At 33.6% G+C, this 12794-nt stretch carries 15 protein-coding genes; 10 read left to right on the top strand and 5 right to left on the bottom strand.

From position 1 onward, the window contains the following. Positions 1-2 precede the first annotated feature (2 nt). Positions 3-299, top strand: coding sequence for a DUF3885 domain-containing protein (locus MUA51_RS07835; RefSeq protein WP_262559251.1), 297 nt, complete (start codon positions 3-5; stop codon positions 297-299). A gap of 21 nt (positions 300-320) precedes the next feature. Here MUA51_RS07835 and MUA51_RS07830 read toward each other — a convergent pair whose 3' ends face one another. Further along, positions 321-545 carry a hypothetical protein gene (locus MUA51_RS07830; RefSeq protein WP_262559250.1) on the bottom strand — a complete coding sequence of 75 codons (225 nt, stop codon included), beginning with the start codon at positions 543-545 and terminating at the stop codon, positions 321-323. Between the two features lie 168 nt (positions 546-713). Here MUA51_RS07830 and MUA51_RS07825 point away from each other — a divergent pair, with 168 nt between their 5' ends. From MUA51_RS07825 to MUA51_RS07810, 4 genes are read left to right on the top strand one after another with little or no spacing between them, the layout of a single operon-like run. After that, on the top strand, positions 714-1967 hold the full coding sequence (locus MUA51_RS07825; RefSeq protein WP_262559249.1) for an ATP-grasp domain-containing protein: 1254 nt from the start codon (positions 714-716) through the stop codon (positions 1965-1967). Continuing rightward, positions 1960-3054 carry a hypothetical protein gene (locus tag MUA51_RS07820; protein ID WP_262559248.1) on the top strand — a complete coding sequence of 365 codons (1095 nt, stop codon included), beginning with the start codon at positions 1960-1962 and terminating at the stop codon, positions 3052-3054. The genes MUA51_RS07825 and MUA51_RS07820 overlap by 8 nt, the downstream gene beginning before the upstream one ends. Next, a complete protein-coding gene (locus tag MUA51_RS07815; protein WP_262559246.1) occupies positions 3055-4347 on the top strand; it encodes a tetratricopeptide repeat protein in 1293 nt (430 codons plus the stop codon). It abuts the gene before it with no gap. After that, positions 4340-5356, top strand: coding sequence for a class I SAM-dependent methyltransferase (locus MUA51_RS07810; RefSeq protein ID WP_262559245.1), 1017 nt, complete (start codon positions 4340-4342; stop codon positions 5354-5356). Before MUA51_RS07815 ends, MUA51_RS07810 begins: the two co-directional genes overlap by 8 nt. 103 nt (positions 5357-5459) lie before the next feature. On the opposite strand, the gene MUA51_RS07805 is transcribed toward MUA51_RS07810, so the two are convergent. From MUA51_RS07805 to MUA51_RS07790, 4 genes are all read right to left on the bottom strand, one after another. After that, positions 5460-6410 (bottom strand): glycosyltransferase family 2 protein, encoded by a 951-nt coding sequence (locus tag MUA51_RS07805; protein ID WP_262559243.1) that lies wholly within the window; start codon positions 6408-6410, stop codon positions 5460-5462. Between the two features lie 241 nt (positions 6411-6651). Continuing rightward, positions 6652-7896: an acetylornithine deacetylase gene (locus MUA51_RS07800; protein ID WP_262559242.1), complete on the bottom strand. Its 1245-nt coding sequence runs from the start codon at positions 7894-7896 to the stop codon at positions 6652-6654. Then, positions 7889-8401 carry a methylated-DNA--[protein]-cysteine S-methyltransferase gene (locus MUA51_RS07795; protein WP_262559241.1) on the bottom strand — a complete coding sequence of 171 codons (513 nt, stop codon included), beginning with the start codon at positions 8399-8401 and terminating at the stop codon, positions 7889-7891. The genes MUA51_RS07800 and MUA51_RS07795 overlap by 8 nt, the downstream gene beginning before the upstream one ends. 87 nt (positions 8402-8488) lie before the next feature. Then, on the bottom strand, positions 8489-9778 hold the full coding sequence (locus MUA51_RS07790; protein WP_262559240.1) for an aminotransferase class I/II-fold pyridoxal phosphate-dependent enzyme: 1290 nt from the start codon (positions 9776-9778) through the stop codon (positions 8489-8491). Between the two features lie 170 nt (positions 9779-9948). Here MUA51_RS07790 and MUA51_RS07785 point away from each other — a divergent pair, with 170 nt between their 5' ends. From MUA51_RS07785 to pmtB, 5 genes are all read left to right on the top strand, one after another. Then, positions 9949-10122, top strand: coding sequence for an SE1626 family protein (locus MUA51_RS07785; protein ID WP_262559239.1), 174 nt, complete (start codon positions 9949-9951; stop codon positions 10120-10122). 129 nt (positions 10123-10251) lie between these two features. Further along, complete coding sequence (pmtR, locus tag MUA51_RS07780; protein ID WP_262559238.1) at positions 10252-10632, top strand: PSM export ABC transporter transcriptional regulator PmtR; 381 nt, start codon at positions 10252-10254, stop codon at positions 10630-10632. Next, a complete protein-coding gene (pmtA, locus tag MUA51_RS07775; RefSeq protein WP_262559237.1) occupies positions 10629-11519 on the top strand; it encodes a phenol-soluble modulin export ABC transporter ATP-binding protein PmtA in 891 nt (296 codons plus the stop codon). Before pmtR ends, pmtA begins: the two co-directional genes overlap by 4 nt. Next, a complete protein-coding gene (locus tag MUA51_RS07770; RefSeq protein ID WP_262559236.1) occupies positions 11503-12120 on the top strand; it encodes a hypothetical protein in 618 nt (205 codons plus the stop codon). The genes pmtA and MUA51_RS07770 overlap by 17 nt, the downstream gene beginning before the upstream one ends. Positions 12121-12145: 25 nt before the next feature. After that, entirely contained in the window at positions 12146-12793 is a 648-nt protein-coding gene (pmtB, locus tag MUA51_RS07765) for a phenol-soluble modulin export ABC transporter permease subunit PmtB (protein WP_262559235.1), read from the top strand. Position 12794 lies beyond the last annotated feature (1 nt).

The raw sequence follows: 12794 nt of genomic DNA, 5'->3' as shown, positions 1-12794 counted from the left end.
TAATGCCTGATATAAATAATATAGATAGTATAAAAGATATTAATTTCAACAGTTTAGAAAACACTTATAATGTCTATTTAGAAAATGAACTATCCCCAATTGAAGATAACGGAATAGACACTAATAATGCTTATTTTCAAAATGTATATGATAAAGTAATTGAGGTGTTTGATCACATTTTTGGTCCAGAAGATCGTATTAAATTATTTCATGTAATTGCGACTCATGATCATATGAAGCCTAAAATTGTTAAAACTCACAAGATTAAAAATCCCCACAATGTCAGTCAAATAGTCTGACCGTAGTGGGGATTCATTGTATTACGAACGATACTGATCGTAATCTCCGTTAAATAAACAATTAATAAATGTTTTTGTCTCATCTGTCGCATGTGTATGTTGCACGATTTCCTTCAACGTCTCTTTCGTATGATCGAAGAAACGAACAGGTGCGTATTGACCACGCTTAATCATATTCGTGTAGCGATTTAAAAAGATAGTCAATAGCGTCACTTTTCGTGAATGTGGAATCTGTGGATGTTTCATTACAAAGTCATATACAGCATTATAAATTTTAACAGCATCTCTCAGAGGATTTTGATTTCATTAATTTGATTTGAAAAGACTTAGATGAATTATTTTTGGAAAACACTTTTATGTATTTTATGTTTATGTTAATATTTAGTTGTAAAAAATATATAATAGGTGGTTGAAATGACTGAATATTTACTTTTATTAGGCGCTGAACAGTTTTTACGTGAAAGATCTTTTGCAGGTGGAAAAGTGGTAGGGGATTTTCAAGTTTGGACTGCAATCAAAAATGCTAAATATCACTATAATGCTTATTTTGATTTTTGTTTAGATGCTGATCCGTTAAATTATGATATGTTAAAAATCCAAATTGATGAATATAAAGCAAAAGGTTATGAACCAAAAGCGATCGTACCACTCAATGATTGGACTTTAAAAGTAGCGAATCAATTGAATGCAACATATGGATTGCCTTACTTAAAACAAGAAGTAGTTGAAGCATGTCGTAATAAATATAAAATGAAACATTTGTTGATACAACATGGTGTATCAACAGCAAAATCTAAAATGTTTGAGAGTTTGACACAATTAAAATTATTAGCAAAAGAGTTTTCATTTCCAGTCATTATTAAACCTGTTGATTTTGGTGGTAGTGGTGGTGTCTACTTAGCCAATAATCTAAAGGAATGTTTAGATGCGTATTCACAATCTCAAAAAGTCATGGAGAAGTATGCGGATGTATTTAAAGTGTCGAAAAATGAATTTTTAATTGAAGAATACGTTGAAAGCGATGATGAAGTATCTGTCGAAGTATTATGTGGTAAAGACTTCCATCAAGTCATCACAGTAACGGAAAAATACTTGTCACCGAAGCCATGGTTTACAGAGATGGGGCATGTTGTACCTAGCCACCTCTATAACGATATACATATTAATAAATTAGCAATAGATGCATGCAAAGCGCTTGGCATTGATCGTGGTGTTGCACATGTTGAAGTTAAAGTGAAAGCGCAAGATTTATTTGTCATTGAGGTTGCTGCAAGACCGGGTGGCGATGCTATTATGGATTTAATTGAATCTTCTTATGGTATAAATCCATATGGGTTACATATTTCAATGTATTTAAATAATGATGTACAAGATGTCTATATATTTGAGCCAACTCATACATCTGCTATTGCATTTCTAAAAGCACCTTTAGGTGAAATAAAACAGATTAATCACCCAAATATTTCTGATGATAATGAGATTATTCGTGTGAATCTTCTAAAAAAAGTAGGGGATATTGTAGGAAACCCTGAAAATTGGAGCAGTAGGGAGGGTTTAGTACAATTTACTTTCTCACAATTGCCAACAAGAAAAATATTTTATCATATAGAAAAAGCTAAGAAGTTAGCTAAGCGTATCTTTGATTATGGAGATTGTATGCATGACTAGGTATCTTATAAATACAGCAATGTATCGTTTTATTTGTGGTGGATTGATATTACTCATTAACTGGGAATTATCAGATCCAGAGTCAGCGATAGAGTTAGCAATTGCAACGGTAATATCATTTGTACCAGCTATTTTTACACCGATATTTATTAACACAATATTTAAGAATTCGTCAGGGAGTTTATTAACCAAGTATTCAATACTAATGATTTTTGTCATCGTTTTTATTATGTCTTTTATTTATAATGAAACATTCTTATTAATTCTATGCAACTTTATTTTATGGAGTATCTTTTTTGTTATAGAGACAAGTTTTGAATTTTGGTTTTCTGAACTTGTTGAAGGTAAAAGTGAAATATTTATTAATAGATATAGTTCATTATCCATGACTGTAAATCAAATTGCTTTGATGATTGGGCCGTTGTTTGTCACACTACTTACAAGATTTTTGAGTCTGCACATAATTTTTATATTATATAGCATGATGTACTTATTAATTTTCTTTATGACAAAAGTAGGTAAAAATACAAAAATGAACAAAATGGAGTACACGGAAAAGTCTGGCTCAGTTAAGATTATTCATTATGTTATCAGCATGTTGATGTGGCCCATACTTGGCACAGTAAATTTTATGCTCCCTATTTACACGTCTTACCAACACCGAAAAATCTATGAAGTTGCTTTATTGGATAGTATGTTGGGGATTGGTATGGCGATGATAGGTATCTTATTAAGTAAGTTTTTAACGAATAAATGGTCAATTATCTTTCTGCTTACTAGTATTGTTATTCCAATTGTATGGTATATCTTTGAAGGTATTCTTATTGTGCGTCTTTTACTAATGTTATTATTTGGGATAACCTTTGGTGGAACTCGTATTATGTTTAGAAAGATGGTTGTGGTTGAATATGCAAGTCACATCGTGAAAAAAATCTATTCAGTTGGTAATGCAATCAGTTTACCTGTACTTATGTTAAGCATTTATTTAGGAGTTATTAATTTAAACTATGTTTGGTTAGTACCATTTATACTACTAGTTGTTTTATTGTTATTAATGAATATGAACTATAAGAAAGGTGTTATTTAAATGAATGAAGTAATTGAGTACAAAGATGAGTATGGTGTTATATATTTAACATCATTTAATACAAATGTAGAAGTGGTATTAAACAATTTATACGGAATGATTGCTCCTATTGATTATAGTGATATAAAAGATAATGATGTTTTTCTTACTCAGGTACAAACTATTGAATTATTAAGTAGTATGGAAAAGAAAAAACACTTTCAAGCGGTAAAAAATATAGACAAGTTAAGTTCTATGCAAATTAAAAATCCAGATGCAGAAATCCTTAATAAGGCATTAAAGTTACAGTCAGAATATAAATATAGAGAAGCACATTTTGAATATCGTAATTTATTATCTATTAATCCTAAAAATAGATTAGTTTTTTTTGCTATCCATATGCTTGAGTTTAATTTAGGGTGGCAAAAAGAAATGGTTGATACTTCTCGAATGATAGTCAATTACTTAGATAACAGAGACTATTATTTTGGGTTTGCTAAAGGAATAGAGTCTTTTTCTCTTATTGAAAATGGATATTTTGAAGAAGGAAAAGAATCTGCGGATATAGCACTAAAAATTAATAGTAATGATGTATATGCCATACATGCTGTTTGTCATTATTTTTATGAAACAGGACAGTATGCTGAAGGGATTCATTGGATGGAGAAGGTCATAACAAATTGGCGTTTTAATCAAGGAATGAGAATACATATCTGGTGGCATTTGGCTATATTCCACTTGATAAATCTGAATTTTGAAAAAGTTGAAATGATTTTAAGAGATCAAGTAATGATTAAGAATAAAGAAGGTGGCTTAGAGGATTTAGATGCAACCGCTTTAATATGGAGACTATATTTATTAGATGCTAACAATAGTCTATATTACAAAGCTCTTGATAATTGGGAATATTATCTAGATGAGAGTCATTTCATATTCAATGATTTACATGCATTAATGGCTTATATCCTGAAAAATGATAATCAAAAAATAAATGCTTATTTCGAAAAAGTAATTAATAGAAAAAGTAATAAGTTAACTATTAATCAATTAGATTTATTATATGGATTTTATTATTATGGGCAACGTAAATATACTGAATCTTCAGAGAAGTTGAGTTTATGTATTAATGATTCAAGCTTTGGAGGTAGTAATGCCCAAAGAGACGTAATAGCATTGACATTGTTTTTTGCATTTCTCAACTCTAATAATGTCGAAAAAGCAGAAGAGCTACTATATTCTGATAGAGCATTTAAACACAAGTCAAAGATGAAAGAGTTACTATTAAAAAAATTAGGGGTAAAAAATTATGTGTAAAGATAAGAAGTTTCAATTGCAAGATAGTAAGACTTATATGGTAAAAAGTGATAAAGATGATACTTTAGTAGTCTTAAATGGGAGACTAGCAATTATTAGGGAAAACGACATAGATAATAAACGCGAAACATTTCTATTAGGCGTTGGTGAGATATATATAGTCGAGAAAGGTTTCAAATATTTTATTAAATCTCTTATTATTGATACTCGTCTTAAAATAGCAGATACAATAAATATTACTGTAATTAATAAAGAAAGCCTAGAAAATATTTTTTCAGAAATTGATGATTATTATTTTGGATATGAAGAAAGATATAAAAAAGTTTACGAATCTGGAGCTGATTTATGGGAAACAGTGAAGCCCAATAAATCACTAATAAAAATATTTGATGAATACAATAAGATATTCAGAGAAAATGTCATTGATTTAGGGTGTGGAGAAGGTAGAGATACTATCTTTCTATCTGAAAACAATGTCGATGTAAAGGGGGTGGATATTTCTCATAGCGCAATCAATAAAGCAAAACAAAAGATTCGTGAACGTAATGGCAATGAAGACATATTCCAAACAGGAAATGTTTTGTATCTAAATCAGTTTGAGAACCAATCATTTCATTTGGCTATGAATATGGGATGTTTACATATGATGAAAAACCCTGAAGATAGATTGATACATATAAAAAATGTTCATAGAATTTTGGTTAACGGTGGCTACTTTTTGGTAGATCATTGCAAAGATGAGTGGGGAAAAGGATTTCATACTATTGAAAATTATAATGAAGTTAAAGAAAAGCTAAAAAACTTTAATGAAGAAAACTACATTGATCGAATTATTACTGTCAATGGTGAAAAAATAAAAATACCGCTAAAGGTAATCCCTTATATGGAAAAATCTAGTAAAGAACTCATCAACGAAATTACAAGTAATGGATTTAATGTGGTTGAGGTATATCATAATAATACGGAATCTTTTGGAAACTCTGTATTAGTTTTGTTCAAAAAGCGATAAAAAAGTTTTATTTAATACGAACCCTAAAATTGTTAAAACTCACAAGATTAAAAATCCCCACAATGTCAGTCAAATAGTCTGACCGTAGTGGGGATTCATTGTATTACGAACGATACTGATCGTAATCTCCGTTAAATAAACGATTAATAAATGTTTTTGTCTCATCTGTCGCATGTATATGTTGTACGATTTCCTTCAACGTCTCTTTCGTATGATCGAAGAAACGAACAGGTGCGTATTGACCACGCTTAATCATATTCGTGTAGCGATTTAAAAAGATAGTCAATAGCGTCACTTTTCGTGAGTGTGGAATCTGTGGATGTTTCATTACAAAGTCATATACAGCATTATAAATTTTAACAGCATCTCTTGGTGGTGTTTTAGAATGGTGTGTTAATGCAACTTCGTCTTGTTGTTCATAGAAGTAATAATCTTTTTCATAACCTAGCACAGTGATACCATTGACAACACTGTATGCTTGCATAAGAAACCAGTTATCTTCACGAATTTTGATACCTGCAGGGAAGCGGATTTGATTGTCTTCAATGACATCGCGTTTAATCAATTTACCTATTACGTTTAACGTGTTGAATAGTTTCGTGTTTTCAAATTGTAAGTTTCCAGTTGTTTTTGGGAATGCAAATGCTGAACGACTGATTGGTCTTGTACTATTGGCGCTTCTAAAGTACGGAAGACAAATCATTTCATCTTGATAGACATCAGCAGCTGCCAATGCATCACTTAATGAATCTTCAGTAATGTAATCGTCTGAGTCAATGAATAATATCCATTCACCCGAAGCAATATCTAATGCGTTATTTCTAGGTACAGATGCACCACCAGAGTTTGTATCACTTTCAAGTATAATCAAATTAGGAATCTTATCGATAAATGTTTTTGCTACTTGAACAGAGCGATCTGTTGAAGCATCATCTGAAACAATGACTTCAACTTGATTTAAGTCAAATGTCTGACTTTGAATTTTTTGTAATAAGCGTTCAATCGGTTTTTCACGGTTAAATAATGGAATTATAATAGAAATTTTTTTCGACATAGGTCACCTTATATATTATCTAAATTTAGTTATATAGTGATATAGGGATTGTTGTTTCTTAATTTAGTACGAAATCACTTTCCATTGATATAAAACGGATTCAATCACACGCATAACTCTCTTTGATACTAGCATAGAAATAAGATGATAAAAAGTGTTTTTTTAGTATTTATACTTTTCAAAGATAGTTTATATCGTATTAAACTTAATATTAATAAATAGTTTCAGGTCTAGAAAACTTTTATGATATTGTGTTTGCTTGTGGTTGCTTGTACCATTTTGTCAAAAACTGATATAAAACTTCTGTGAATTGTTCAAGATCTAATTGATTAATTTTTTCATTCGTTCCATGTGCTTCGTTGAGTTCGCCCGGACCATATAATATTGTTGGGATTCCAAAGTGTGCTGTCCATCCTCCATCTGTAACAGTGGTACTCATAGTTGTTTGTAGTGGCTGTTGATGGACGGTTTGATGTGCTTCTTGTAATAGTTCGAATCCTGGATGTTTTTCTGGAAGGGTAAAGCTCGGGAAGATTTCCCCTTGATCTTCAATCATTGATGTGCCACCCCAACGGTATTGCAATGGGTGATGTTGTAACCATAAATCACTACTTGCTACTCGATTCAAATAGTCTTCAATTTCTTGTGTGATTGTTTCATAATCTTCATTTGGCAAATAGTGAATAGTGATCCATAATTCGCACTTATCAGCAATAAAGGCTGGATGTCTGCCACCTTGAATGACCGCTGGATTAATCGTATTCGCACCAGCAGGCATTCCCGGATACGATTTTGTCACAGCCCAATGGCGTTCCAGTTCTTGTAACGCTTGTATGATCTTCATCATTTTTTCTATGGCGCTAGCTCCGTGACGCCCACCGCCAGCGTGAATCATATGACTTCTTGCACCATCATGTATCGTTTCATCACTTTGAATTGTGATCCAACCTGTAATGACACCGCCTTGTCCCATTGCGATGGATTCACTCGTGTCCAAAACAAGTGCTAAGTCGGCTTGTGGTGAATGTTCGCAAGCGACTTTCGTTCCTGCTTCACCCACTTCTTCACCTGCAACGATTTGTACGATAATATCTCCTTCGGGTTGTTTACCTTCTTTGTGAAGCTTCTCCAATGTGTAGATGAGTGAAGAAACGCCACCTTTCATATCGGCGACACCACGTCCATACAAATAACCATCTTTTATGACTAATTCAAAAGGGTCTGTCTGCCAAAAACGTGTATCATCCACTTCTGCCACATCAATATGTCCATTCAAGATGAGCTTCGGTGCATTGTCATCTCGACCTTTTAATGTTGCAACAAGAATTATGTCATTGTCATAAAAGGGGATTTGATTGACGTCAAATCCTATTGATGTCAACCAATTAGTGATGACACGTTGAAGTGTGGCGGTATTACGTGCGGGTGGGCTTATAGTTGGATGTGCGATTAAAGTGCGTAAGATATCAATATGTCGTTCATTCATTCCAGCGTCCTCCTTCTAAGGTTAATAAATATTTTTTACGGTGTAGACCACTATTAAAGCCACCGAGACGTCCATCCTTTCTTAACACACGATGGCATGGCACGATAATGGACAGTGGATTCAGACCAATCGCAGTGGCAACTGCACGGACACTTTTGGGTTTTCCAATCGCTTCGGCAATGGTACCGTATGTGACTTGATCGCCATAAGACAATGCTTTTAATGCACGCCAAACGTCTTGTTGGAAGGGTGTGCCGATAACATAGTTCACAGGTGTTTTAAATTGCTGACAAGTCCCATGAAAATAGGCTTCTAATTCAAGGGCAATCTGATTGATTATCGGATGTGATGAAATTTGAATTAACGTTGCTTGTTTTTGTAATTTATCCCAAGCGGTCTGGTAGTCCTTAGAATCTGTAAACGATAAGCTTAAAAGTGTCTCATCATTCACAACTGCCGTCATGCGTCCTAAAGGTGTTTGGATATGTTGATAATAATAATACATGTTGAAACGTCTCCTCTGTTCTCGTTGTGTATATGCGAAAAAGAGACAGTCGTATGTTAATCACAAACGCTGTCTCTTGGTGTATATTTAGTTTTGTAAATCTTGAATACCTTTGGCAATGCTCTCAAATACATGTGGGATGTCTTCTTTTTCAATACAGCTAAACGCAATACGGATATCTGTACTGTTCAATGCGACAATACCAATTGAATAGTTTTCGATTAAGTGTTGTCGCAATGTTTCAGCATCAACATCTTTTACACGTAGTGCCATGAAGTACCCAGAGTTGAAGTCATATGGTTGCCATAACGCTTGGAAGTCTTCACGATATACCAGTTCTTTTGTCACTTGATAACGTGCTTCTAATGTTTCAACGTTCGCTTGAATATCCTTATTAAACTGTTCTGGGTTTTCAAGTACATAACGTACTGCAGAATGTGATGGTGTTGAACCGTTTGAGTTGTTACTACGGATCAGACCTTTCATTTTTGCTTCAACAATATCTTTTGATAGTTGTTCGGATAAACCGAATGTGATGAATCCAACACGGAAGCCCCATGCGAAAAATTCTTTCGTTGCACCATCAAGACGAATTGGTAACACATGTGGGTTATTCAAGTTTGTCAGTGCTGTAAAAATAGATTGTGTATAGACATCTTCGTAAAATAGTCCATAGTATGCATCGTCTACCACTGTTACAACGTTGACACCACGTTTTCCAAGTGTGTCGACAGCTTCTACGATTGTACGGACTTCATCAACAGTCGGTGTATAGCCAGTTGGGTTGTTAGGATAGTTCAAGACAAGAATCACTTTGTCTTGTTCAACTGCTGCTAATGTATCAACAAGACCTTGTGTTGTGTAGTGTCCATTTTCATCAAAGATTGGATATTTTTGAATATTTGCTTGATGACGGACACCATATACGAGGTTATAGTTGCCCCAAGTATGCGCAGGAAGTAACACTGTATCACCTGCATTGACGAACATATCACCAACGAGTGATAAACCATGTGTCAGTGCGTTTGTAACGATTGGACGTGTGATTTGTTCTGCTTGAAGATCAGGATTGTCTGCTAACACTTTATTCAACCATAAGTCACGTAAAGATTCTAAACCTTGTGGGGGTGCATATGCGAATACTTCTTCTGGCGATAGGTGGTTGAACATATCGTATAATGTGTCTGCATACATCATACCGTCACGATTCGTTGCCATACCAATTGTCGCATTATAATCAGTTGCTTTTGCTTCTGCAGATTGTGTTAAAATGCCTTTTGGATAGTACATATTTTTTCCTAAATCAGACATCATATCGAGTAAGTGCGGATTGTTTTCGTTAAGCTGTTCGTTTAGAGTGAGTGCTAAAGGATTCATAAATACAACCTCATTTCTAAATTTGAAAATATATGTCTATCATACCGTGAATTCTCTGAAAGTTAAAGAAAGCTAATGAAAAAATTGAAAATAGCTTTCAGATACTTTCATATATATCGTGTTATGATAAAGTATCATTAAATAAATAAGAAATTAATGAGGTGTATCGGATGAAACATCTAACAAAAATATTTGTAGTTTTGGCGTCTATCATCTTTATCATTGGTATGTTTTTTCAAATTCAAGGTGAAGAGTCAGCAGCAATAAAATTGTTTATGGCGACAATTTTATTCATGATATGTGCCTTTATTAGTCGTAATAATGATCGGAAAAAGAATAGGTAAGCGTAAATAACGTGTGGTTTGTATGGAGATAGTCGATACAAATCGCACGTTTTTTGATATTAGGTTTACATATATTTATATAGTGTGTATACTCAATATATACAGTTGGTGTAAGAGAGGGAGGTATACATGAAAATTTTACTGCAAAATAATAGTGCATCGCCCATATATGAACAAATTAAGCATCAAATTAAAGAACAGATTTTGCGGGGGATTCTGCCGGCAGGTGCTAACCTACCATCAATGAGAGAACTTGCGAAAGATTTAGGCGTCAGTGTGATTACAACGAAACGAGCCTATGAAGACTTAGAAAAAGAAGGCTATTTAACTTCTATTCGAGGGAAAGGCACCTTTGTCAGGGAACAAGATACGTCTATTTTGAAGGAAAAACAATTTATCGTCATCGAAGAACTTACACAATCACTTGTAAAAGAAGCAAAAACAATCGGGATGTCTTTGTCAGAACTTCAAGACATCGTCAAGATGCTATATGAGGAGGAATCATTATGAGTGGAAAAGCCATTGAACTCAATCATGTACGTTATGAGACGAAACATTTTACATTAGAAGATATTCATTTTGATGTGCCTAAAGGATACGTGACAGGTTTTATCGGTGCAAACGGTTCAGGGAAAACAACAACGATTCGGATGATTATGGATTTATTACAGCCAACAGCAGGTGATATTAAGTTGTTCGGGCAACCGATGCAAGCTGATCCAGTTGACCTCAAAGATAAAATTGGATTTGTTTATTCAGAGTTGTATTTAAATGATAAATGGAAAGTTAAAAAGGCAGAAAAGTTGATCGCACCATTTTATAGTCAATGGGATCACGAACTGTTTATGGATTATTTGAAACGTTTTGAACTGCCATATGATAAAAAAATTCGTGAACTATCGACAGGGATGAAGATGAAGTTATCACTTGCAATTGCACTCAGTCATCATGCTGAATTGTATATATTTGATGAACCAACAGCAGGACTGGACCCCGTTGTCCGTAATGAGATTTTAGACATTATTCAAGAAGAATTGTTAGATGAACAAAAATCTGTCTTCTTCTCAACACACATCATTTCCGATTTAGAGCGTATTGCTGATTATATTGTTCACTTACAAGACGGTCACATTATTGTAAATGGCTCTAAGGAAGAACTATTAGAAACACATCATCTTGTACGAGGTGATAGTGCAGACTTAGATGATGAACTACGACAGTTACTCATTCATTGTGTTGAAAAAGAAGACGTATATAGTGGTATGACAAAAGATGCACAAACATTCCATGAATTGTTCGGGCAACGTGTCACAATTTCACCAATGACCGTGGAAGAGATAATGGTGCATTATGAACAACACAAAAAAGGTGTGATGAATCATGATAACACTCATTAAACGCAACTTTTCATTAGGTGATTCTTCAAAAGCTACCTATATAACTTGTTATCTCTTTATGATTGTCATACTGACATACTGCTATATGACAAATCAGTCGTTATTTTTATGGCTCATTGCCATGTTACTCGGTGTTTTATCAGGCTTTCCAGTCTATACAATTGACTATTTAAATCGTAATCAGTCGTATGTGACATTCCGAAGTTTACCAACAAGTGACCGCTTATTATTAAAAAGTTTTAATCTGTATATTTTAGTCATTTGTAGTATACATGTCAGTGGTATCGTGCTCATATATTTGATTGCGCCATTTCCAAATATATTTGAAGTCATCGCAGCATTCTTGAGCTTAACACTATTTATCGCGACTTTTTGTGTACGTACGATACTCGATGAATTTCATAATATGTGGATAAGCTACGTGATATTCGCATTTTTATTATTTAATTCTTTCGCATTGATAGGTACATTGATGAATGGTATCGATTTATTTTGGTTCAACATCATGCCGTGGATATTGCTCGTTTTGTCATTGATATGTTTCGGTATAAAAACCGTTTTAAGATACCGTCGATTAGGTCGAAATAAAATAAGATTATAGGTACTAATAAAGAAAGGAGAAGAAGATGCTGAACTTAATCAAACGCAATGTATATTTGCATAAAAATACTTTGATATTATATTTGATTTTATTACTTGTTTATCCAATATATCAGCGTTATGAACCGGATTATGAGATGTGGTTTATACCTGTTATGCTTATTATTTTCTTCATTTGTATCGCTGACTCAGCCCATGCATTTCGTCTGCAAAAACGATTTGGAAGTGATGAGGCTTATTTGTTTCAACATAGCTTACCTGTATCAAAGAAACAGTTGTTGAATGTACATTACATCACAGTGATGGGGCTCACTATTCTAACAGTATTATTAATACTTTTATATGACGTCAACCAGTTTTATATTGAAGTGAACCAGATCAAAGTGTCATTTATATATGGATTTATCGCCACAAACCTTCTAGCGTTTCTGATCTCCTTTCCAGCATCAGGGGAACAATCACGTAAACAACGCCCACCGATGTTCATTTATATGATTTCAATATTGGGCTTTATTCCAGCATTGATTGCTTTAAGTTTTGTCACGATAGGATTCTTTGCCTTTGACAATCCGGACTATTTTTCAATGGATATCGGAATTTACTATGTTGTTTTTAGTATTTTAACGGCGATTTTCACTTATATTTTTCAAATGAAACGTATACACAATACTTAGG

This window comes from Staphylococcus sp. IVB6214 (genome assembly GCF_025558585.1).
Classification (GTDB): Bacteria; Bacillota; Bacilli; order Staphylococcales; family Staphylococcaceae; genus Staphylococcus.
Note: the sequence above shows the minus strand (reverse complement) of the source record. Positions and strands in the feature narration are given on the sequence as shown.